20 protein-coding genes are annotated in these 21,450 nt (G+C 72.3%); 10 read left to right on the top strand and 10 right to left on the bottom strand.

Annotated elements, in window-relative coordinates; genetic code table 11:
- The first annotated feature begins 132 nt into the window (after positions 1-132).
- The 3 genes from ACZ63J_RS28355 to ACZ63J_RS28345 all read left to right on the top strand — a co-directional run bounded on the left by ACZ63J_RS28355 (position 133) and on the right by ACZ63J_RS28345 (position 4,191).
- The gene (locus ACZ63J_RS28355) at positions 133-1,302 is read left to right on the top strand and encodes an EfeM/EfeO family lipoprotein (RefSeq protein WP_465401969.1); all 1,170 of its coding nucleotides are present in this window, start codon (positions 133-135) and stop codon (positions 1,300-1,302) included.
- A 74-nt stretch (positions 1,303-1,376) separates the two neighbouring features.
- Complete coding sequence (locus ACZ63J_RS28350; protein WP_465402216.1) at positions 1,377-2,534, top strand: Dyp-type peroxidase; 1,158 nt, start codon at positions 1,377-1,379, stop codon at positions 2,532-2,534.
- A gap of 34 nt (positions 2,535-2,568) precedes the next feature.
- Positions 2,569-4,191, top strand: a complete 1,623-nt coding sequence (locus ACZ63J_RS28345; protein ID WP_465401971.1) for a phospholipase C — start codon at positions 2,569-2,571, stop codon at positions 4,189-4,191.
- Positions 4,192-4,246: 55 nt separating this feature from the next.
- Here the strand turns inward: ACZ63J_RS28345 and ACZ63J_RS28340 are convergent, their stop codons facing one another.
- The 7 genes from ACZ63J_RS28340 to ACZ63J_RS28310 form a co-directional block, all read right to left on the bottom strand.
- The gene (locus ACZ63J_RS28340; protein WP_465401973.1) at positions 4,247-4,666 is read right to left on the bottom strand and encodes an ATP-binding protein; all 420 of its coding nucleotides are present in this window, start codon (positions 4,664-4,666) and stop codon (positions 4,247-4,249) included.
- Positions 4,667-4,692: 26 nt separating this feature from the next.
- The gene (locus ACZ63J_RS28335; protein WP_465401975.1) at positions 4,693-5,052 is read right to left on the bottom strand and encodes an STAS domain-containing protein; all 360 of its coding nucleotides are present in this window, start codon (positions 5,050-5,052) and stop codon (positions 4,693-4,695) included.
- A gap of 34 nt (positions 5,053-5,086) precedes the next feature.
- The gene (locus ACZ63J_RS28330) at positions 5,087-5,527 is read right to left on the bottom strand and encodes a response regulator (protein WP_465303295.1); all 441 of its coding nucleotides are present in this window, start codon (positions 5,525-5,527) and stop codon (positions 5,087-5,089) included.
- Entirely contained in the window at positions 5,511-7,046 is a 1,536-nt protein-coding gene (locus tag ACZ63J_RS28325; RefSeq protein WP_465401977.1) for a sensor histidine kinase, read from the bottom strand. Before ACZ63J_RS28325 ends, ACZ63J_RS28330 begins: the two co-directional genes overlap by 17 nt.
- Positions 7,046-8,239 carry a PP2C family protein-serine/threonine phosphatase gene (locus ACZ63J_RS28320; RefSeq protein WP_465401979.1) on the bottom strand — a complete coding sequence of 398 codons (1,194 nt, stop codon included), beginning with the start codon at positions 8,237-8,239 and terminating at the stop codon, positions 7,046-7,048. Before ACZ63J_RS28320 ends, ACZ63J_RS28325 begins: the two co-directional genes overlap by 1 nt.
- Before the next feature lie 222 nt (positions 8,240-8,461).
- Positions 8,462-9,529 carry a DUF6801 domain-containing protein gene (locus ACZ63J_RS28315; RefSeq protein ID WP_465401981.1) on the bottom strand — a complete coding sequence of 356 codons (1,068 nt, stop codon included), beginning with the start codon at positions 9,527-9,529 and terminating at the stop codon, positions 8,462-8,464.
- A 64-nt stretch (positions 9,530-9,593) separates the two neighbouring features.
- Positions 9,594-10,820, bottom strand: a complete 1,227-nt coding sequence (locus ACZ63J_RS28310; RefSeq protein ID WP_465439668.1) for a DUF6801 domain-containing protein — start codon at positions 10,818-10,820, stop codon at positions 9,594-9,596.
- A gap of 318 nt (positions 10,821-11,138) precedes the next feature.
- Between ACZ63J_RS28310 and ACZ63J_RS28305 the strand changes: the two genes are divergently transcribed.
- Together ACZ63J_RS28305 and ACZ63J_RS28300 are read left to right on the top strand one after the other, a co-directional pair.
- A complete protein-coding gene (locus tag ACZ63J_RS28305) occupies positions 11,139-11,702 on the top strand; it encodes a hypothetical protein (protein WP_465401984.1) in 564 nt (187 codons plus the stop codon).
- Positions 11,699-12,886 carry a lipase family protein gene (locus tag ACZ63J_RS28300; RefSeq protein ID WP_465401986.1) on the top strand — a complete coding sequence of 396 codons (1,188 nt, stop codon included), beginning with the start codon at positions 11,699-11,701 and terminating at the stop codon, positions 12,884-12,886. The genes ACZ63J_RS28305 and ACZ63J_RS28300 overlap by 4 nt, the downstream gene beginning before the upstream one ends.
- Here the strand turns inward: ACZ63J_RS28300 and ACZ63J_RS28295 are convergent, their stop codons facing one another.
- Complete coding sequence (locus ACZ63J_RS28295; RefSeq protein WP_465401988.1) at positions 12,887-13,489, bottom strand: hypothetical protein; 603 nt, start codon at positions 13,487-13,489, stop codon at positions 12,887-12,889.
- Between the two features lie 39 nt (positions 13,490-13,528).
- On the opposite strand from ACZ63J_RS28295, the gene ACZ63J_RS28290 reads away from it, so the two are divergent.
- The gene (locus ACZ63J_RS28290; RefSeq protein ID WP_465401990.1) at positions 13,529-14,059 is read left to right on the top strand and encodes a GtrA family protein; all 531 of its coding nucleotides are present in this window, start codon (positions 13,529-13,531) and stop codon (positions 14,057-14,059) included.
- Here the strand turns inward: ACZ63J_RS28290 and ACZ63J_RS28285 are convergent.
- The gene (locus ACZ63J_RS28285) at positions 13,949-14,659 is read right to left on the bottom strand and encodes a GNAT family N-acetyltransferase (protein ID WP_465401992.1); all 711 of its coding nucleotides are present in this window, start codon (positions 14,657-14,659) and stop codon (positions 13,949-13,951) included. The genes ACZ63J_RS28290 and ACZ63J_RS28285 overlap by 111 nt on opposite strands.
- A 79-nt stretch (positions 14,660-14,738) precedes the next feature.
- Entirely contained in the window at positions 14,739-15,935 is a 1,197-nt protein-coding gene (locus ACZ63J_RS28280) for a PucR-like N-terminal domain-containing protein (protein ID WP_465401994.1), read from the bottom strand.
- A 198-nt stretch (positions 15,936-16,133) separates the two neighbouring features.
- Here ACZ63J_RS28280 and ACZ63J_RS28275 point away from each other — a divergent pair, with 198 nt between their 5' ends.
- From ACZ63J_RS28275 to ACZ63J_RS28260, 4 genes are all read left to right on the top strand, one after another.
- Positions 16,134-17,330 carry a PucR family transcriptional regulator gene (locus ACZ63J_RS28275; protein WP_465401996.1) on the top strand — a complete coding sequence of 399 codons (1,197 nt, stop codon included), beginning with the start codon at positions 16,134-16,136 and terminating at the stop codon, positions 17,328-17,330.
- A 339-nt stretch (positions 17,331-17,669) separates the two neighbouring features.
- The gene (locus ACZ63J_RS28270; protein ID WP_465401997.1) at positions 17,670-18,602 is read left to right on the top strand and encodes an alpha/beta fold hydrolase; all 933 of its coding nucleotides are present in this window, start codon (positions 17,670-17,672) and stop codon (positions 18,600-18,602) included.
- A 381-nt stretch (positions 18,603-18,983) separates the two neighbouring features.
- The gene (locus ACZ63J_RS28265) at positions 18,984-20,174 is read left to right on the top strand and encodes a PucR-like N-terminal domain-containing protein (RefSeq protein ID WP_465402218.1); all 1,191 of its coding nucleotides are present in this window, start codon (positions 18,984-18,986) and stop codon (positions 20,172-20,174) included.
- 27 nt (positions 20,175-20,201) lie between these two features.
- A complete protein-coding gene (locus ACZ63J_RS28260) occupies positions 20,202-21,395 on the top strand; it encodes a PucR family transcriptional regulator (RefSeq protein WP_465401999.1) in 1,194 nt (397 codons plus the stop codon).
- The last annotated feature ends 55 nt before the right edge of the window (positions 21,396-21,450 follow it).

Genomic DNA, 21,450 nt, shown 5'->3' with positions numbered 1-21,450 from the left:
CCCTTTCGTGGGCGCCGGGTTGAAGTCCGGGTGAATTCCCTCCTTTCGACGCCCTCCTGGGCGGTTTTCCGGGCGTTAGGCTCGCATAATCCGTGATCGGTGATGGTCCGATCGAGTGACGGGAGAGTGCGCGTGCCGGGGTCAGTGCGTGCCCGCTGGATCGTGGCGGCCGTGGTCGTGGCCGTCGCGGCGGGAGCCGTCGTGGCGTTCTGGCCGGACAGCGCGGACGCGCAGGATCCCGAGATCGCCATCTCCCGCTCGGCGTGCGGCACCGGCTGGACGGACCCGAAGCCCGGCCCGCAGACGTTCCGCCTGCACAACACCGGCTCGGTGACCGCCGAGGTCGACCTGATCGACCCGGCGACCGGGGTGATCTACGGCGAGGTCGAAGGCCTCGGCGCGGCGACCACCCGGCCGCTGCAGGTCAACCTCGGCAACGGCAGTTACGCCTTCCGGTGCCTGCCCGACGACGCGAGCGCGATCGTCGGGCCCGCGGTGCAGGTCAGCGGCGGGGCCGAGCGGTCCGGGCCGGGTGTCGCGCCGGTGACGCACAACGACCTGCTCGGCCCGCTCAAGGCCTACCAGCAGCACGTCGTGACCGGGCTCGGCGAGCTGGTCGCCAACACCGGCGCGCTGAAGAACGCCGTCCACGGCGGTGACCGCGCGGCGAGCCAGGCCGCCTGGCTGACTGCGCACCTGACCTACGAGCGGCTCGGCGCCGCCTACGACGCGTTCGGCGACTCCGACGGCGCGCTCAACGGCACCACCGACGGCCTGCCCGGCGGGACCGCCGACGCGGGCTTCACCGGCTTCCACCGGCTCGAACAGGGCCTCTGGCACGGCGAGGACCTGGGCGCGCTCGGCGCCGTCGCCGACCAGATCGACACCGACGCCCACACGCTTCAGACGTCCTTCGGCGAGAGCCAGGTCGACGGCAACGACCTCGGGCTGCGCGCGCACGAAATCATGGAGAACACGCTGCAGTTCGAACTGACCGGCCGCACCGACTACGGCAGCGGCACCAACCTGGCCACCGCCCGCGCCAACCTCGACGGCACCCGCGCGGTGCTCGACGTCCTCCGCCCGCTGCTCGCGCCGCGCTACCAGCAGCTGCCGAAGCTGGACACCTGGCTGACGCGCACGCAGACCGTGCTCGACGCCGCCCACCGGCCGGACGGCAGCTGGGTCCCGCTGGCGCAGCTGGACCCGAAGCAGCGGCAGAAGCTCAACGCCGACGTCAGCGAGCTGACCGAGCTGCTCGCCCCGATCGCGGCCATCGCGGAGCCGAGGAGGGTTTCGTGACCGAGCAGCCTCGCTGCCCCGTGCCGCACCCGGCCGCGGGCCTGCCCCGCCGGTCGTTCCTGCGCCGGGCCGCCATGGGCGCCGGCCTGACCGTCGCCGCGGGGGCCGGGCTCGGCGCGTCCGCCGCCGTCACCGACAGCACGGCGCCCGTGGTGTTCCACGGCGCCAACCAGGCCGCGATCCTGCGGCAGCCGCCCACACAGACGATCGTCGCCTCGTTCGACGTCGTCGCGGAGTCGAAGGCCGAGCTGACCGAGCTCTTCCGCGAGCTCACCGACCGGGCCCGGTTCCTCACCGGCGGCGGCGCGCCGGCCGCGCTCGGCATCACCGGCCCGCCCGCCGACTCGGGAGTACTCGGCCCGGTCGTGCCGGGCGGCGACCTCGGGGTGGTCCTCGGCGCCGGCGCGTCCCTGTTCGACGACCGGTACGGCCTGGCGAAGCTCAAGCCCGCCAAGCTCAAGCCGATGCAGATGTTCCCGAACGACGCTCTCGATCCGGCGCAGTGCCACGGCGATCTCAGCCTGACTCTTTCGGCGAACTCCACCGACACCGTGCTGCACGCGCTGCGCGACATCACCCGCGCCACCCGCGGCGGCATGCAGCTGCGCTGGCGCATGAACGGCTTCAGCTCGCCGCCGCGGCCGTCCGGCACCCCGCGGAACCTGATGGGGTTCAAGGACGGCACGGCGAACCCGGAAGGGTCCGAACTGGACAGTCTGCTGTGGACGAACGGCGGAGGCGAGCCCGCGTGGACGACCGGCGGCAGCTACCAGGTCGTCCGGCTGATCCGGATGCTGGTCGAGTTCTGGGACCGGGTTTCGCTGACCGAGCAGGAGAACATGTTCGGCCGCCGCCGCGACACCGGCGCCCCGCTCGACGGCGCCGACGAGAAGGACGTCCCCCGGTACGCCGAGGACCCCGTCGGCACGGTGATCCCGCTGACCAGCCACATCCGCAAGGCCAACCCGCGCACCCCGGAGACCGACAACAGCCGGATCCTGCGCCGCGCCGTCAACTACGACCGCGGCGTCGACAGCAACGGCAACCTCGACATGGGCCTGCTGTTCGTCTGCTACCAGCAGGACCTCGAGCGCCAGTTCGAGGCCGTCCAGACGCGGCTGGCAGACGAGCCGCTCACCGACTACATCTCCCCGTTCGGCGGCGGGTACTTCTTCGCGCTGCCCGGCGTCACCGGCCCGGAAGACCACTTCGGGCGCTCCCTGCTCACCTGACTGAGAAGTTCCCACCACGAAAGGAAACCCCGCAGTGCACACCAGAACCCGCCGGCGGCGGCGCGGCCTGCTCGGCGCCGGGGCGCTCGCCTCGGTGGCCGTGCTGGCCGCCATCACCGGCTCCGCGGCCGGCGCCGCGGAAGCCCAGCCGCTGCACGCCGTCCCGGCGCAGTGGCTGCCGACGTCGACCCCGATCAAGCACGTCGTGGTCATCTTCGGCGAGAACATCTCGTTCGACCACTACTTCGGCACCTACCCGAACGCGGCCAACACCGACGGCACCCCGTTCCAGGCCGCGCGGAACACCCCGAAGGTCAACGGCCTGGACCACAAGCTGCTGACCGACAACCCGAACGCGTACAACCCGAAGCGGCTCACGCACGAGCAGGCGCTGACCTGCGACCAGAACCACAACTACGGCGCGGAGCAGGCCGCCTTCAACGGCGGCAAGATGGACAAGTTCGTCGAGAAGACCGAGACGGACAAGTGCACCGGCCAGCCGGTCCTGTTCGGCGAGCCCGGCCTGGTGATGGACTACTACGACGGCAACACCGTCACCGGCATGTGGAACTACGCGCAGCACTACGCGCTGAACGACAACTCGTTCAACACGGTGTTCGGCCCGTCGACGCCCGGCGCGCTCAACCTGATCTCCGGCAACACCCACGGCGCCTCGGCGGTGGACCCGGTGACGCACGAGCCGGTCACCGACGCGTACGCGGTGCAGTCGCCGGACGCGCACGGGGTCGGCACGGTCATCAACGACCCGGACCCGGCGTGGGACGACTGCTCGGACAAGAACCACACGAGCAAGGACAACCTGGCCACGATGCGCGGCCGCAACATCGGTGACCTGCTCAACCAGCGCCACGTGACGTGGGGCTGGTTCCAGGGCGGCTTCCGCCCGACCGGCACCGCCAACGGGTACGCGGTCTGCGGCGCGACCCACACGAACATCGGCGGCAACGCGGCGGTCGACTACAGCCCGCACCACGAGCCGTTCCAGTACTACCCGTCGACGTCGAACCCGAAGCACCTCCCGCCGTCCTCGGTCCAGGCGATCGGCCAGACCGACCGCGCGAACCACCAGTACGACGTCTCGGACTTCAACGACTCGCTCAAGGCCGGCTCGATGCCCGCGGTGAGCTTCCTGAAGGCCCCGGAGTACCAGGACGGCCACGCCGGCTACTCGGACCCGCTGGACGAGCAGCAGTTCGTGGTCGGTGAGATCAACAAGATCCAGCAGTCCCCGGACTGGAAGTCCACGGCGATCGTCCTGGCCTACGACGACTCCGACGGCTGGTACGACCACCAGGCGTCGAAGATCCTCAACGGCTCCCACGACGCCGCGCAGGACCAGTCGGTGTGCACGGCCAAGCCGACGACGCAGGGCAAGTACGCCGACCGCTGCGGCTACGGCCCGCGGCTGCCGCTGATGGTGATTTCGCCGTACAGCAAGGTGAACCACGTCGACCACACGCTGACCGACCAGACCTCGGTGCTGAAGTTCATCGAGGACAACTGGTTCGCCGGCCGCATCGGCGACACGTCGTTCGACAGCCGGGCCGGGTCGCTGAACGGCATGTTCAGCTTCTGGTGGCCGCAGGCGAAGCGGGTCACGCTCGACCCGAAGACCGGCGCTGTGCAGCACAGCTAGCGGTCTGCCACAGCTCGTCGTGAGTGGTAATTCGGGTTAGAACCCTAATTACCACTCACGACGGGTGCACCGGGGCCAGGTCCCAGGCCAAGGTGACCACCGTGCCCGACTCCCCCGACGAAATATCCGCCCGGTCCGCGCTCGCCCGCAGCAGCATCAGCCCGCGCCCGCGCAGGGAGACCGGGCGGGGGTCCGGGACCGGGGTGCGCCAGCGGCCGTGGTCGGTGATCACCACCTCGAGGCGGTCCTCCAGCAGCGCGGCCTCCAGGTCGACCATTCCCGGCCCCGCGCCGTCGTACGCGTGGTCCGCCACGTTCGCCAGTGCCTCGTAGCTCGCCAGGACGATGTCGCCGGCCCGGACCGGCTCGACGCCCGCCGCCAGCACCCAGGCCATCAGGTCGTGCCGCAGTCTCCGCAGCTCCTGGGGCGTGGCCTGCACCTCGCGACGGCGGAACGGGCCCACGGGTTCGGGCATCGGGGCTCGCCTCTCTCCGGGGGCCGTCACGAGGCCAGCGCTTCGTCGACCGTCGGGTGGATGCCGATCCACGTGTCGAGCCCGGTGGTCTTCAGCGGCCCCGACGTCACGGCGGAGTCGCTCACCACCCGCAGCGCGCGCTCGGCCAGCTTGCGGTGCGCCGCCGCGAGCACCTGCAGCCCCGCCGAGCAGAAGAACGTCACCTCGCGCAGGTCGACGACCAGGGTCTCCGGTTTGTCGGCCAGCACCACCGCGACGACGTCTTCGAACTCGGGCGCGCTGAGCAGGTCGATCTCCCCCGCCACGGCCAGCACCGCGGCCCGCCCCCGCCAGCCGAGCGTGACCGTCAGCTCGGTGGCGGGAAGATCCCGGGGGGAAGAGGTCACGGTCCCTTATCGTGCCCCAATCACCGGGCCGCCGCTACCGGTGCGGGAGCTGGACGACGGTGACCCAGAAGTCGTCGATCTTCCGGACCACCTCGACGAACTTCTCGAAGTCGACCGGCTTGGTGACGTAGGCGTTGGCGTGCAGGTCGTAGCTGCGCAGGATGTCCTCGTCGGCTTCGGACGTCGTCAGCACGACCACCGGGATCGTGCGCAGGCCCGGGTCCGCCTTGACCTCGGCGAGCACCTCCCGGCCGTCCTTGCGGGGCAGGTTGAGGTCGAGCAGGATCAGCCCCGGCCGCGGCACCGTCTCGAAGCGCCCCCGGCGGTTCAGGAACTCGAGCGCCTCGACGCCGTCGCTCACGACGTGCAGGGCGTTGCGGATCTTGTGGTGCTCGAAGGCTTCCCGCGTCATCAGGACGTCGCCGGGGTCGTCCTCGACGAGCAGGATGTCGATCGGGTCAGCGGTCTGCGTCATGCGTCCCCACAAGGGTCTCGGTCGCCGGGAGGGTGAAGCGGAACGTGGTGCGCTCGGCCTCGGTGTCGAGCCAGATCCGGCCGCCGTGGTGCTCGACGATCCGGCGGCACATCGCCAGGCCGATGCCGGTGCCCGGGTACGCGCTGCGCGTGTGCAGCCGCTGGAACAGCGCGAAGACGCGTTCGGCGTACTCCGCCTCGATGCCGATCCCGTTGTCCGACACCGCGAACACCCAGTCGTCGCCGTCGCGCTCCGCGGTGATCCGCACCTCCGGCGGGGTCTCGCCCTTGAACTTCAGCGCGTTGCCGACCAGGTTCTGGAACACGGCCGTCAGCAACGCCGGTTCGACGCTGACCTCGGGCAGCTCGCCGCGGTCGACCTTGCCGCCGCTCAGCGAAAGCGCGACCTCGAGGTTCGCGACGGCGTCGTCGACCAGCGTGCCGGCGTCCACCGTGACGTGCTCGCCCGTGCGGCGGCCGACCCGGGAGAACGCCAGGAGGTCGTTGATCAGCACCTGCATCCGCTTCGCGCCGTCGACGGCGTACTCGATGTACTGCTCGCCGCGCTCGTCGAGCAGGCCCTGGTAGCGCTTCTGCAGCAGCTGGCAGAAGCTGGCCACCTTCCGCAGCGGCTCCTGCAGGTCGTGCGAAGCGACGTACGCGAACTGCTCCAGGTCGGCGTTCGACCGCTCCAGCTCGCGCGTCCGCCGGTCCAGCATGGCGTGCGCCCGCTCGAGCTCGGCGACCTCGTCGAGGATGCGCTGCCGCATGGCTTCGACGTCGGCGCCGAGCTGGGCGATCTCCTGCGGCCCGCTGCCGTGCACCGGGCGGTGGACGTCCTGGTCGGCGACTTGCCGGACCTGCCCGGCCAGCTGCAGGATCGGCCGCGTGATGACCTGCCGCAGACCGAGGAACAGCACCAGGAACAGCAGCACGACGAGGGCGCCGACGGCGACGAGCATCGCGGTCAGGAAGTTCGCCGCGGAGTCGAGGTCGGCCCGGCCCTCGGCGCGCAACGCCGTCAGGTGCGCGGCCTGCGCGTCCAGGGCGCCGCGGACCGCGTCGAACTGGGTCCGGCTGCGGTCGGCGAGCGCCGCGGTGGGCGCGGGCGCGGCCGGGGTGATCGACGGCGCCACCGTCGCCTGCCAGGTGGACGCGGCCCGCAGCACGCGGTCGAGGTCGTCGCCGATCTGGGTGCCCGGGGTGGCCCCGAGCTGCCTGAGCTGGGCGGCCGCGTCGGCCTGCGAGCGGACGCCGTCGGTGTACGGGGTGAGGAAGTCCGGCTGCCGGCCGAGCTGGTAGCCGCGGACCCCGGTCTCCTGGTTCAGCAGAGCCGTCGACAGCTGGATGGCGGCGAGCCGCTGGGCGCCGATGACGTCGAGCAGGCGGTTGCGGGCTTCGGTGAGGTTGTTCAGCGCGACACCGCCGCCGACCAGGGCGGCGAGCAGCAGCACCGCCTCGGCCACCGCGAGCAGGGTGAGCCAGCGGCGGATGGGCCAGCCGCGTGCGTCAGCGCTCATCACACCGCGCCTTCCGGGTCGTGGCTGAGCAGCGCGAGGGCGACGTCGTCGTCGAGCGGGCCGGAGTTGAGCCGTTCGGCGCGGGCGATCAGCTCGTCCAGCAGGTCGGTGCCGTCGAGCCCGGCCTGGTGCTGGATCTCGAGCACGATCTCCGCCATCCGCTCGTGCCCGAGCCGCTCGGACCCGGCGCCGACGCGGCCTTCGAACACGCCGTCGGTGTACAGCAGCAGCGACCAGCCCGGTTCCAGCGGCACGTCGAGAGCCTCCCACTTCGTGCCTTCGACCACGCCGAGCGGGACGCCGAGGCGTTCACCGGAGAGCAGGTGCCCGTCGCCGGGGGTGAGCAGCAGCGGCGGCAGGTGCCCGGCCAGCGACAGGCGCAGGGATCTTCGGTCCGGCGCGATCACGACCATGCAGACGGTCGCGAACAGCGGCTCGATCCGCTCGTGCACCAGGACCCGCTCGACCATGCTCAGCACGTCGGCCATCGGCAGCCCGGCCATCACCAGCGAGCGCCACGCGATCCGCAGCGCGACGCCGAGCGCGGCCTCGTCCGGGCCGTGGCCGCAGACGTCGCCGATCATCACGTGGACGGCGCCGTCGGCCAGCTCGATCGCGTCGTAGAAGTCGCCGCCGAGCAGGGAGCCGTTGCGGCCGGGGCGGTAGCGCGAGGCCAGTTCGAGGTGCGGGTCGCGCAGCAGCGGGACGGGCAGCAGGCCGCGTTCGAGCCGCGCGTTCTCCCGGGCGAGCAGCTGCTGCTGCAGGAACTGCTGCTCGACGTGCTCGGCGCGCTTGCGTTCGCGGGCGAAGCGCAGGGCCTTGACCAGCAGCGGCCCGTCCACCTGGTCCTTGACGAGGTAGTCCTGCGCACCGGCGGCGACCGCGGCGACACCGGTGGCCTGGTCGTGCTGCCCGGTCAGGACGACCACCGCGACGCCGGGCGCGTGCTGGCCCAGCTTCGTCAGGCCGCTCAGGCCCATGGCGTCGGGCAGCTGCAGGTCGAGCACGACGCAGTCGGCGGTGAGCGGCCCGGCCAGCGCGGCGGCCAGCGTGTCGACGCGCTCGAGCGAGAAGGGCACCGACGTGTCCGCCAGCATCTCCTCGACCAGCAGCGCGTCGCCGTCGTCGTCCTCGATCAGCAGCACGCGCAGGCGGGTACCGGGGTCCCACGTTGACTCGTGCGCGGCGGTCACCGGCGTCTCCCCGTTCGGCTGCCTGGGCCAGCACATTTCCGACGATCACCCTAGCGGCACCGGCGGCGGCCGCCTACGCCCGTGGAACCGGTCCCACGGGGTAGCGATTTATAGCATTCGGGGGGACACCGGGTGGGTAACGGTTCGGGTGCACTCCGCAAAATGCCGCCGAGCCGCCCTGTCATCCACAGTGGACGATACGGCGGCTCGGCGGCATTCGGCTCAGCGCGTGGCCAGGGTCAGCGCGAACGTGTTGCCCTCCCCCTGGACCAGCGAGCTCAGCGACGCGGTGAACGCGCCGCAGCCGGTCAGCGGCGGGATCGTGTACGTGCCGGTGACCGGGCCGCCCGAGGCCGGCACGAACCCGCTTCCGGTCCGGAGGTCGGCCGGGATCGGCGCGTTCGCGCGGCAGCCCGCGTCCGCGACCGGCAGCCCGAAGAGCGTCACCTGCGGCAGGGCCAGCGCGAAGGCCGAGTGCACGACGAACCCGGCGCCGTCGAACTCGCCGGTCTGCGGGCCGTCCGGGGTGAACCGCAGGTCCGCGGCGCCGGGCACGAACCCGAAGACCTTGAACTCCGCCCGCGTCCGGTCGAACACCGCGCCGAACGCGGGGCCGGCGGTGACCGAGCCCGTGAGCGGCGCGGCCGCCCCGAGCGCCTTCACCAGCGTCGAACCGGTGACGCCGTAGTCGTACGACGGCGGCGCGCCGCCGAGGTCGAAGCTCAGCAGCACCGGGTCCTGCCCCGGGTCGAGCGTGCAGTCCGAGGTGAACGAGCCGAGCCCGGTGAACGAGCCGTCGGCCTTCTTCGGGGTCAGTCGGGTGCTGAAGTCCCCGATCGTCAGCGCTGTGCGGCCCGCGTTCGGCAGCTGCACCGGTGGCACCGAACCGGTCGCCCGCGTGGTGAACGCCCCGGACGCCGGAACGGCCGTCTTGGCCACCGTCAGCGGCAGGGCGAGCGGCAGCGTCAGCGAGCCGTTGGCCAGCGTCACCCCTGCGGACGCCGTCCCTTCGATGCTCGCCGCGCCGACCAGGGCCAGGCCGCGGGTGGACTTGTCCGGCACGGTCACCGCGACGGTGAGGTCGGTTGTCGTGAACGTGCCGCCGGGCGCGGACGGCACCTCGAACGTCGCCTTGACCTCGACGTCGAGGCGCTGCTCACCGATCAACGGGAACGGGCAGGTGAAGCTCAGCCGCTTGTCGATCGCCGTCGACGCGTCCGCGGGCGGCGCGGCGAACGGCAGCAGCAGGCAGGCGAGGCCCGCCGCGAGCACCAACCGGGCTTTCCGCACGGGCACTCCCTTCCAGGCGTGGCACCGGCCCCCGCCGCAGCGCGACGGGGGCCGGCAGTCGGGGTCACTTCTTGGCGAGCACGAGGTCCAGCGTGTTGCCGTCACTCTTGGCGAACGCGCTCACGATGTCGTTGAACGGGCCGCAGTTCTGCAGCGCGGACAGCGAGTAGGTGCCCGCCAGCTTCCCGCCCTTGAGCAGGTCGAAGTCGGCGCCGGTGGTCATCTCGCTGGTCGACGACGTGGTCGTGCCGCACTTCGGGTCGGTGCTGATCGGGATGCCGAACAGGTTCACCGTGGTGAGGAACGTGTCGAACTTGATGTGCGCCTTGAAGCCGGTGCCGACCAGCTCACCGGTCTGCGGGCCGTTCTGCACGACCTTGACGTCCGAGCTGCCCTGCAGGAACCCGAACAGCTTGAAGTCGGTGTGCGTCGGGTTGAGCTGCAGGTTGCCGGTGAACTTCTTCGCCGCGAGGTCCACGTCGGCGTCGAACGAGCCGGTGATCGGCGCGGTGCTGCCGAGCGACTTCAGCGACGTCGACCCGGTGATGCCGAAGGAGTACTTGATGCCCCCGCCCGGCGGGGTCGTGGTGGGCGGGTTGGTCGTCGGCGGCGTGGTGGTCGGGGGTGTGGTCGTCGGCGGGGTCGTCGTGGGCGGGGTCGTGCCGCCCCCGCCGGCGATCGTGATCGTGGCCAGGGTGTTGTTCTGGCCGGCGTCCTGCGTGCAGGGCGCGTCGATCGTGCCGTCCGGGGTGATGCCGGTGACCGAGCCGTCGGCCTTGCGCGGGGTGACCTTGAGCTGCAGGTCGCCGACGGTGATCTTCGCCTGGCCGGGCTGGGTGAACGTCAGCGACGGGGTCTTGCCCGAAGCGTTGATGTTCAGCTCGCCCGACGCCGGGATGTTCGTCTTGTCCAGCGTGATCGGGACGTTCACCGGCAGGTTGAGGCTCGGCGCGGCGACGGTCGCGGCGACGGTCGCGGTGCCCTCGATCGTCGTGGCGCCGATCAGGCTCAGGCCGGCGACGGTGTCCGCGTTGATGGTGGACACGGCCTTGATGTCGAACGCGCCGGTCGGCTGGCCGGTGTTCACCGTGGTCGGCAGGTCGGTGTTGATCACCACCTTCAGCGACTGCGAACCCACCAGCGGGAGGGTGCAGTGGTAGTTGAGGGTCAGCGAGATCGGGTCGGCGGCACTGGTCTGCGCCCCGAGCACCAGCGCGGTGGCGACCAGCCCCACCGCGGCCGTGGCCGCGGCGGCCGCGACCGTCTTCTTCTTGCCTCTAGGGTGATTCACGATGGTCCTTCCGTGTATCAACAGTGATACGAAACGGCGCGCACATTCTCGAAAATCGCGACCGAACGTAAGCTAACGAGCGCCCGCTGCGGCAATCAAGGGCTTTTGGTGAAAACGTCACGCCCCGGCGGCAAATTGTCACCCCGGCGCGTCACCCGGCTCGGGTTCCTAGCAGGCGGAGGAAGGTTTCCCCAGCACAGCGCCATCGGCGAACCGCTGACGCACGTGACAAATCCCCGCCGTGGAATGTTGACGCGCGTGCCAACCGGCCATTCTCTTCTTGCTCGCGCACAACCGCGCCGCGTAGCTTCGAAACCCATGAAAAGAATGCACAGCGCGGTGCTCGTAATGGCGGCGGCCACGCTCCTGTCGTGCGCCGCCTGCTCGTCGGACGCCCCGGCCGACCCGGGCCGGCACGCCGACCCGGCGGCGCTCGCCTGGGTCGACAAGGTGTGCACCGGGGTGGCCGCGGGCTCGGCGAAGCTCTCGCAGCCGCCGGCCGTCGACGACGCCGACCCGGTGAAGACCCGGGACGCGATGGTCGACTTCCTCGGCCGGCTGGGCGCGGCCCTCGACGACATGGCGGGCGGCCTCCGCACGGCCGGCGTCCCGCCCGTCCCGGATGGACAGTCCGCCGTGGACAAGGCGACGGGCAACCTCACCGAGACGAAGACGAAGCTGTCCGAGACGAAGACCAAGATGGAGCAGGCGAAGGTGACCGACCAGCCCAGCCTGCGCCGGGTCATCTCCGAGGCCGACACGACGATGGGGCAGCTCTCCGATCCGGAAGGCCCGATCAAGGAGCTCAAGGCGAACCCCGAGCTGAACCTGGCCTTCGGCGAGTCCGCCACCTGCAAGCGGGTCTACGGGACCGGCTCGTGACGCGGCGCGCGCTCGCCCTGCTCGTCGCGCTGGTCGTCACGGCAGCACTCGCCCCGGCGGCTTCGGCGGACGCGGACCCGGCGCCCGGCCCGTCCGGCGACGCGTTCTACACCCCGCCGTCCCCGCTGCCCGCGGGAAAGCCCGGCGACGTCCTCCGCTGGCGGCCGTCGAACGCGGGGCCGCGCAAGGCATCCGTCGACGCGTGGCAGGTGATGTACCTGTCGACGAACGCGCTCGGGCAGCCGGACGCGGTCACCGGCACCGTGCTCGTGCCGAAGAACGCCGACCGCGCGAGCGCGCCGATCGTCTCGTTCGACCCTGGCACGCACGGCCCGGCGTTCGGCTGCACCCCGTCGAAGATGATCGACATCGGCGCGTTCTACGAGCAGCCGGGCCTCGACGACCTGCTCGACGCGGGGTACGCGGTCACCGTCCCGGACTACGAGGGGTACCAAAGCGACCCGAAGACGACGTACGTCGTGGGCCGCTCGGAAGGCCCCGCGGTGATCGACGGGGTCCGCGCGGCCCAGCGGCTCGCGGCGGCCGGGCTCTCGGCGACGTCGAAGGTGGTCTTCCGCGGGTACTCCCAGGGCGGCGGCGCGGCCGCGTGGGCCGGCGAGCTGCAGCCGACGTACGCGCCGGAACTGAACCTCGTCGGGATCGCGGCCGGCGGGGTGCCGGCCGACCTCGTCCAGGTGACCCTCCAGCTCGACGGCAAGTTCGGGTTCGGCGTGTTCGCCTACGCCCTGCTCGGCCTCGACCAGGCCTACCCGGAGCTGAAGCTCGACTCGTTCCTCAGCGAAAACGGCCGCGCGAAGCTCGCCGAGATGCGGCAGAGCGCGTGCACGTTCGAGCTGCTCACGACCTACGCGAACCAGAAGATCGCGGACTACACGACCAGCCCGGGCTACATCCAGCCCGCGTGGGTGGCGCGGCTGACCGAGAACAAGCTCGGCGGCCACCCGCCGCGCGTGCCGGTGTTCCAGTACCACGCCACCGGCGACCAGCTGGTGCAGTTCGCGCAGGCCGACGCGCTGCACAAGGCGTACTGCGCGGCCGGGGTCCAGGAGACGTGGAAGACCTACGACACCGACCACATCACGCTGGTCTACACCGGCAACGCCGACGTCCTGGCCTTCGTCAAGGACCGGATCGCCGGGAAGCCGGCGACGTCGAGCTGCTGATCAGCGGTTCGGCCTGCCGTGCGGGTGCTGCTGCTGCCACGAGCTGACGACCGAGCTCACGTACTCCTGCCACTGGTCCTGCGCCGGGGGCGCCGACGTCGTGGGGCGCGCGGGTTTGCGTCCCGCGGCGGCGGCCGGCGCGCTGGTCGTGGTGTGCACCGGCGAGTCGTGCACCTCGGCGGTGAGCGGCGGCGCGCTGGCCGAGGCGCTCATCGTCTCGACCGCCTCGCTGGAGGTCGGCGGCGCCGGAGCGGTCGCGCCCGGCGGCGGCACGGCGGTCCCGCCGACCTGGTGCGGCTGGAACAGCACCACGGCGGCCAGCCCCAGCGCGACGGCCCCGCCGGCGGCGAGCACGTACGGCTTCGTGCGGCGCGACCCGGCCGGCGGCGCGTCCAGCGGACGGTCGGCTTCGGGTTCCGGCGCGTTCAGCTCGGCGTCGAGGACGGCCAGCGGGTCGGGCTTGGGGTCGGGCGTCGGATCGGGCGCGGGTTCCGCGGTGAGCATCGCGTCGAGGTCGCCGCGGATCATCAGCGGCTTCGTCTGCGAGAGGTTCACCAGTTCGGCGACCGAGGGGAGCTCACCCTCACCGCCCGTGCGTGCCATCGAAAGACCTCCACCCTGTCGGCGTCACCTGGAGGAACCATGCCCCAGCCGCGAGAGCTGCTCCGCTTCGCCATCGTCGGCCTGGCCGCGTACGGGGTCACCCTACTGGGCGACTACAGCCTGAAGCTCACCGTGTTCCGTGAGAAACCGGTAACCGCGCTTTTCCTTGCCACGGTGGCCTCGACGGCGTTCGCGTACCTGCTCTCCCGGCGCTGGTCGTTCGCCGGCCGCGGCGGGCACCGCCGGGTCCGGGAAGCGGTGTTGTTCTTCGCGGTCAACGCGGGCGCGGTGGCCGTCAACCTGGTGCCGCCGCTGGTGTCGCGGTACGTGCTGCACCTCGCGGAGCCACAGGTGAGCTACCTCGCGCAGGAGATCGCGGACTTCGTCGCGGGCATGGTGCTGGGCACGCTGGGCGGCACGGCGTTCCGCTGGTTCGGCTACCGGCGGTGGGTGTTCCCGCTAACGCCACCAGTTCGCGTCGCCGAGGCTGACGAAGCCGAGCTTCTCGTAGAGCGGCCGGCCGGCCCGGGACGCGCTCAGCGTGACGGGCAGGTCGTCGAAGTGCCGTAGAACGGCGTGCGTCAGCGCGCGCCCGATGCCCTGCGACCGGTGCTCGGGTTTTGTGGTGACCCAGTAAACGCCGCCGACCCCGCCGTAGGCCATGGTGAGGCAGGCGCCGGCGTCGCCGTGGAGGAAGAATTCGAGGCTGTGCTGCTCCCGGAGCGCGGGCGGGAAGACGGTCGCCCGAGCCAGCGGCTGGTACTCCTCCAGCGGAAAGCCGTGCACGACGATGTCCTCGGCCCTGGCCAGCTCGGCGTCCGACTCGACCCGGCGGACTTCCGCCGCCTCGGGAACCGGCGCGGGTTCCCGCGCCATGACGGGCAGCTGCCCGGCGGTCATCCCGGCACTGAGGTCGAGCACGCGGAACGGATCCTCGACGACAACGGTCCGGCCGTCGTTCACCCGGTCCCGGGCGAGCTCGGCGAGCCGGCCCTTGTCCGCTTCGGCCGGCGCCGGGGTCCGCAGCATGATCCGGAACCGCCGTCCGTCGATGACGGTGAAGGCGGGTTCGTCGACAACGGCGTCACCCCGGGCGCGGGCCAGGGTGGTCCACATCGCGATGGCGTTGTCGGAGGCCTGCCGCAGGCGCTCGGTGAGCAGTCCGGTCATGCGGGGCAGCTTAAGGCGGGATTGGCCCCTCTCCCAGGGCCAATCCGACGCGGGTGGACCGGTCCACTCGGCGTCCGCCTCAGTCGCGCCCGGGCAGCGCGCGCTCCGCCAGCAACGCCAGCTCCAGCCGCAGCCGCTCCCCCGGGTCGTCCAGCCGCGCCCCGAACAGCTCGGCCAGCTTCTTCAGCCGGGCCCGGATCGTCTGCGGGTGGAGCTCCAGCATCCGCCCCAGCTCCGGCGCGCTGCCGCGGGTCTGCACCAGCGCCAGCAACGTCTCCGCCAGCTGCTCCCGCCGCCGCTCCGGCAACCCCGTCAGCGGAGCCAGCGTCGTCGCAGCCAGCTGCGCCGCCAGGAACTCGTCCGCCAGCAGCAAGAGCGTGGTCACGTGGTCGCGGCACCACACCACCGGACCCGGGACGTCCAGCAGGCCGCGCGCCGCCAGGTCGGCCGCGCGGCGGGCGATGCGGAACGACTCCGGGGCCTGGGCCAGCGGGACCAGCGGGCCGACCGCCGCCGTCCAGCCGGCCGGGAGGTCGCGCAACCCTGTCAGGTCCGGGTCCGGGGCCGGGGTCAGCGCGGCCGGGGGATCGCCCGCCGGGTCGGCCGGGACGTGCTCGGGCAGCAGGTCCGGCGGGAACTCCGGGGCGCCCGGCAACGCCCGGAACGCCACCGCGGCCACGTGCGAGGGCACCGGGAGCCCGGACGCCGCGACCAGACCGTCCACTTCGGCCGGTGTGCGGCCGCCGAGGAGCGCGCGCAGGAGACGGCGGTGGCGCTCGCCCGTGCCGGACATCGCCGCTTCGGCCGCGCGGTAGCCCTCGGCGACCGCCGCCATCGACGTCTCGACGTCGGCGAACATCCCTTCCGCCGCGCCGTAGAGGACGTCGCCGGACAGGCGCGCTTCCCGCGCGATGTCGGCGATCCAGCGCCACGTCACCCGGCTCGACACGCGCACCGCCGCCTGCACGGCTTCGCGGCTGAGACCATTGTGGAACGCCTCGCGCCCGTGGCCGCGGAACTCGGCCAGCCGGTCGGCCTGCCACATCGCGGGGGTGCCGACGCGGTCGATGTCGCGCTCGATCCCGCGCCGCGCCTGCTCGATCGCGGCGACCCGCTCGGGGCCGTGGCCGAAACTCCGGGAATATTCCGGAATCTCGGTGGCGATGCCGTCGACGCAGGCCCGGGCGATCTCGGGGATGCGCGGGCGCACCGCGTCACCGAGCTCGTGGGGCAGCCGGGACCAGACGGAGCCGTCCGAAGCAGCGGAACCGCGCATGGGGAATTCGGTCCTCCACTCGGGAATTGGCGTCCAGAATTTTCCCCGCCATCTGACACGGAGGGTAGAACGCGCACCCGTCCGTGTCAAAAGTTTGTGTTCGCGTCACTCTTTCAGGGAACTCGTCGTTGATTTTTCAGTGACACGTGCTTCGGATACGCTCTGCTCCCGCCCGGACGAGAACGCGAAGGGGGATTCGTGGTCGAGTACCGCAGCTTCCGCCTGCTGGCCTCGCTGCCGCGCGCGCTGGGCGCGGGCCTGCGCCCGCACGTCGGGCACGCCGCGGCTTCGATGATCCAGGAGGTCCGGCGCACGGTCCCCGCCTACGGCAGGCCGCTCACCGGCGTCTTCGGGAAGGTGCTGGTCAAGAGCGTCGAGTACGCGGTGCGGCACTGCGTCGACTCGATGGGCGAGCCCGGCCTGTCCCACGACCACTGGGTCGAGTTCTACCGCGGTCGCGGCCGGATCGAGTTCACCGAGGGCCGTGACCTCGACGCGCTGCAGGACAGCGCCACGATCGGGGCCCGGGTCGCCTGGCGGGCGATGCACCCCGGGGTGGTCGCCGCGGGGGTGGACCCGGCCGTCATCTCGGTCGCCGCGGAAGCGATCTTCGCCTACGTCGACGAGCTGTGCGCGACCGCGATCGAGGGCTACCAGCAGGCGCAGGCCGAGGCCGAGGGCGCCGTCCCGGTCCGGCGGCGGCGCCTGCTGGAGCTGATCGTCCAGGGCCCGGAGGGCGCCGCGAGCAGCATCGCCGGGCTGGCCGGCGGCGCGGGCTGGCCGCTGCCGGAGACCGCCGCGATGGTCGCCCTCGAACGCGGGCCCGACGCCGGCGACTTCCCCGCCGACCTGCTCGGCGACGGCGTCCTGGCCGACCTCGAGAGCGCCGAGCCGCACCTGCTGACCCGCGATCCCGACGCCGACCTCACGCCGCTGGAGCCCAAGCTGGGCGGCTGGCGGGCCGCGGTGTCACCGACCGTGCCGCTGGCCGACGCCCCCGCCGCGCTGCGCACCGCCCGGCGGGCGCTGCTGCTCTCCGGCCCGGACACCGGCCCGGTCATCTGGTGCCGCGACCACCTCGCGACGCTCTGGCTGCTCGCCGAGGACTTCCTGGCCGCCGAGCTCGCCCGCCAAAGCCTCGACCCGTTCGCCTCGCTCGGCGAGAAGCAGCGCGAGCGGCTCAGCGAGACACTGCTGGCCTGGCTGGAGACGCGCGGCGGGGCGCCCGAGATCGCGCAGCGCCTCGGCGTCCACCCGCAGACCGTGCGCAACCGGCTGCGGCAGCTGGAGGAGCTGTTCGGCGACCGGCTCAAGGACGCCGACGACCGCCTCGGCATGCAGCTCGCCCTGCGCGCCCAGCGGCTCATGCGCGCGCACCGGCCCACGGACGGCTGAGCGGCGCGGCGGCCCGGCGGCCAGCCGGCTCATCGGCACCGGCAGCACCCGCCGCCACGGCCGGCCCGCCCGTCGCGCCGGACCGGGCTCGCCGGAAAAGAAACTCGCGCGGCAGGACATCAGCGCGCCCGGTGCGTCATAACGGCCATGTCCGAGGAATACCCGGATACCAGCGGAATGTCGATACGCATTACCGGCACCCCCGCGAAACCCCGTACGCGGGACCGCCTTTCGGCGGCCGTTCTTGTCATGCCCGGCGCGGATTTCGACGCGGTAGCGCTAACACATCCGGCGCGAGTGGTCGGATGCCCTATTTTCGGTCCGCGAGAAAGGTGGCCGATGACCTTCGAGACCTACACCCGCACCCTCCACGGCCGGCGCGTCCGGCTGCACGAGCACGATCCCGCGACGGCTCCGCGCGACGAAGCGATCGTGCTGCTGCACGGGATCGCGGGCAGCGCACGCACGTGGGCGCCGGTGCTGGACCGGTGTGGCACGCTCGGCAAACGTGTTCTCGCGCCGGATCTGCCCGGCCACGGCGAATCGGAAGCGCCGCGGGCGGACTACGGCCTCGGCGCGATGGCGAGCACCGTGCGGGATCTGCTGGCGGTGTCCGGCATCCGGCACGCGACGATCGTCGGCCACTCCCTCGGCGGCGGGATCGCGATGCAGTTCGCCTACCAGTTCCCGGAAATGTGCGACCGGCTGGTGCTGGTCGGCAGCGCCGGGCTCGGCCCGGAGGTGAGCCCGGTGCTGCGGGCCGCCGCGCTGCCGGGCGCGCCCGCCGTCCTGGCCCTGGCGGTGAACCGGGTGACGCTCGCCCTCGCGCGGGCGGCGGCCCGGCTCGGCCGGCGGCTCGGCGGGTCGCTCGAGGCGGAAAACCGCGAGCTGGCGCGGCATTTCGGCTCGCTGGCCGACCCCGCGCGGCGGCGGGCGTTCCTCTTCATCGCCCGCAGCCTCATCGACCTGCGCGGCCAGCGCGCGAGCGCCGTGGAGAAGCTCTACCTGGCCGAAGCGGTGCCGATGCTGCTGGTCTGGGGCGCGCGCGACCCGCTCATCCCGGTGCGGCACGGGCGCCGGACCGCCGAACTGCTGCCGAACAGCCGATTGACCGTGCGGGAAAACGCGAAACACTTTCCACATGTGGCCGACCCGGACGGGTTCTGCCTGCTGCTGAACGAGTTCGTCACGGGGACGGAGCCCGTGCGGCTGACCCTCGACGACGTCGTCGCCCGGCTGACGGCCGCGACGGGCGGGAAAACGCCCGCCTGAAAAGTTGTCATCCGCGCACCATGCGCCCCCGGCGGAAGTGTCACCTCGCGCCGCGCCGTTCCACCCGTTCGGGTGTAGTCCGGACGGGTTACCCCGAAGTCAGCGGAGAACCCGTTGACAGTGCCGTTCGCGCGAAATTATGTTGCCTGAGCCACAAAATCCGGACCGGCTTCGACGACGAAGAGGCCAGTTTTGTTGCCAGCAAGGATAAAACACATGACCGACGTGGACACCGGGTTCGCCGGCCCCGCCCTGCGCGCGGGACGGCCCAACCCCGGCGAGCGCTCTTCCGGACCGGCCTACCGGCAGCAGTCCGTGTCGGCCGACCGGGTCCGGCATCCCTACCCACCCGCGCCGCGGACCCCGGCCGAACCCCGGCCCGTGCGCGCCTCCGGCGCCATCGGACTGTGGGCGTCCCTGCCCCGCGAGCTGGCGATCCGCTTCAAGCCGCGGGTCGACCCGCTCGCCCGCGCCATCCTCCAGGAGGTCCAGCGGGCGGTGCCCGAGTACCGCCAGCCCCTCGAAGGCGCGTTCGGGCACATCATCACGCAGGGTGTCCGGCAGGCGATCATCCAGTGCCTCGACAGTGTCGGCACCCCCGGCGCCGTGCCGCTCGAGACGTGGACGACCGTGTTCCGCAACCTCGGCAAGATCGAGTTCAACGAGGCCCGCAGCCTCGACTGCCTGCAGACGGCGTACCGCGTCGGCGGGCGGGTCGCGTGGCGGCACATCTCGGAGTTCGGGCAGGCCACGGGCGTGTCCGCAGACACGCTGTGCACCAGCGCCGAGGCCATCTTCGCCTACGTCGACGAGATCTCCGCGCTGTCGATCGAGGGGTACACGGCGGCGCAGACCCGCGCCGCCGGCACCCGCGCCCGGCGGCGGAGACGGCTGCTCGAACTGCTGCTCGCCGACCCGCCGTCCGCGCCGCAGACCATCACCGCCCAGGCCGCCACCGCGCAGTGGGCGCTGCCGCCCGAGGTCACCGTCGTCGCCCTCGAACCCCGCGCCGACCAGCACAGCCTCGCCGCACCCGACCTGCATTCGGACGTCCTCGTCGACCTCGAGGGCGGCGAGCCGTGCCTGGTCACCGGCGACCCGGACAAGCACCTGAAGAACCTCACCGAGCGGCTGGGCGGCTGGCGCGCGGTGATCGGCCCCACCGTGCGGCTCACCGACGCGCCGCGGTCGCTGCTGTGGGCGCGGCGGACGTTGAAGCTCGTCCAGCGCGGGGTGCTGCCCGACGCGCCGGTGACCCGCTGCACCGACCACCTGTCCACGCTGTGGCTGCTCGCCGACGAGTTCCTGGTCCGCGAACTGTGCTCACGCAGCCTGGAGCCGTTCAACGACCTCACGCCGAAGCAGCGCGCGCGGCTCGGCGAGACGCTGCTGATCTGGCTGCAGTCCCGCGGCAGCGCACCCGAGATCGCGAAGAAGCTCAAGGTGCATCCGCAGACCGTGCGCTACCGCATGCACCAGCTCATCGACCTGTTCGGCGACCGGCTCAACAACGCCGACGACCGGCTCGACATGGAGATCGCGCTGCGCGCGGAGGCTCTGCTCGGTTCCTGAAACTCCCCTTCGACGATGAGGTGGGCGATGACGGGACCGCCCGTCGAATCGGCCTTCGGGCCGATGCTCAGCGGCGACGGCCGGCCGGGACAGCTGTGGACCCTGCTCCCCCGCGAGCTGGCCGCGGTGTTCCGGCCGCGCATGCTGGACGTCGCCGACGAGGTGCTGCGCGAGATCCAGCGGACCATCCCGGACTACGCCCGCCCGCTCGACGGCGCGTTCGGCAAGGCGCTGCGGGCCGGGGTGCAGGCGGCGATCCTGCAGTTCATCGACCGGATCGCGGCGGCGGGCACGGTGTCGGACGAGCGGCGGCGGGTGTTCGTCGGGCTCGGCGTCCACGAGCTGGCGCAGGGCCGCAACCTCGACGTCCTGCAGGCGGCCTACCGTATCGGCGCGCGCGTCACCTGGCGGCGGATGGCCGAGGTGGGCACGCGCGCCGGTGTGCCGTCGGCGACGTTGTGCCTGCTCGCCGAGGCGATCTTCGCCTACATCGACGAGCTCTCGGCGTTGTCGATCGAAGGGCACGCGGCCGCGCAGGCCCGCGCGGCCGGCGCGCGGGAACGGCGCCGGCGGCGGCTGCTCGACCTGCTGCTCGCGGACCCGCCGTCCCCGTCCCGGACGGTGCAGGAAGCCGCGACGGCGGCGGACTGGCCGTTGCCGCACCGGCTGGTCGCGGTGACCCTCGACGGGCCGGCCGACGTCACCGGGCTGGACGCGCTGGAGGACCTCGAAGACGGCACCCCGCGGCTGCTGCTGCCCGCGCCGGCGGACCGCGCCGCGCTGACGGCGGCGCTGGCGGGCCACCGGGCCGCGGTCGGCCCACCGGTGCCCCCGCGCCAGGCGGCGCGTTCCCTCGCGACGGCCCAGGAAGCGCTGCGCCTGGTGCCGGACGTCCTCCCGGACGAGCCGCTGACCTGGTGCGAAGACCACCTTGCGACACTTTGGCTGCGCAAGGACCCGTTCCTCGCGACGGAGGTGTCCCGGCGCCGGCTGGCCCCGCTGACGGCGTTGACCCCGAAGCAGTACAGCCGCCTGGCCGGCACGCTGCTGGCCTGGCTCGAGACGTGCGGCAACGTCCGCGAGGTCGCCGACCGCCTGGCGATCCACCCCCAGACGGTCCGAGCCCGGGCTCAGGAGCTGGAAACCCTCTTCGCGGACCACCTGCGCGACCCGGACGACCGCTTCGAGATGATCCTCGCCCTCCGCGCCACCCTCACCTGACCCCGTGTCGACCCTCCAATCACGCGTGATGCCCCTTCAGTCACGCGTGATGCCC

Source organism: Amycolatopsis sp. NPDC104863, assembly GCF_055582965.1.
The sequence above is the reverse complement of the archived record's forward strand: the minus strand, read 5'-3'. Positions and strand labels throughout refer to the sequence as shown.

Excerpts from the sequence above, each read along its gene's own strand:
- ACZ63J_RS28330 (WP_465303295.1), bottom strand. The coding sequence starts at position 5,527 with ATGACGCAGACCGCTGACCCGATCGACATCCTGCTCGTCGAGGACGAC.
- ACZ63J_RS28280 (WP_465401994.1), bottom strand. The coding sequence starts at position 15,935 with ATGCGCGGTTCCGCTGCTTCGGACGGCTCCGTCTGGTCCCGGCTGCCC.
- ACZ63J_RS28290 (WP_465401990.1), top strand. The coding sequence starts at position 13,529 with ATGCCCCAGCCGCGAGAGCTGCTCCGCTTCGCCATCGTCGGCCTGGCC.
- ACZ63J_RS28295 (WP_465401988.1), bottom strand. The coding sequence starts at position 13,489 with ATGGCACGCACGGGCGGTGAGGGTGAGCTCCCCTCGGTCGCCGAACTG.
- ACZ63J_RS28260 (WP_465401999.1), top strand. The coding sequence starts at position 20,202 with ATGACGGGACCGCCCGTCGAATCGGCCTTCGGGCCGATGCTCAGCGGC.
- ACZ63J_RS28325 (WP_465401977.1), bottom strand. The coding sequence starts at position 7,046 with ATGAGCGCTGACGCACGCGGCTGGCCCATCCGCCGCTGGCTCACCCTG.
- ACZ63J_RS28285 (WP_465401992.1), bottom strand. The coding sequence starts at position 14,659 with ATGACCGGACTGCTCACCGAGCGCCTGCGGCAGGCCTCCGACAACGCC.
- ACZ63J_RS28340 (WP_465401973.1), bottom strand. The coding sequence starts at position 4,666 with ATGCCCGAACCCGTGGGCCCGTTCCGCCGTCGCGAGGTGCAGGCCACG.
- ACZ63J_RS28350 (WP_465402216.1), top strand. The coding sequence starts at position 1,377 with ATGGGCGCCGGCCTGACCGTCGCCGCGGGGGCCGGGCTCGGCGCGTCC.
- ACZ63J_RS28305 (WP_465401984.1), top strand. The coding sequence starts at position 11,139 with ATGAAAAGAATGCACAGCGCGGTGCTCGTAATGGCGGCGGCCACGCTC.
- ACZ63J_RS28270 (WP_465401997.1), top strand. The coding sequence starts at position 17,670 with ATGACCTTCGAGACCTACACCCGCACCCTCCACGGCCGGCGCGTCCGG.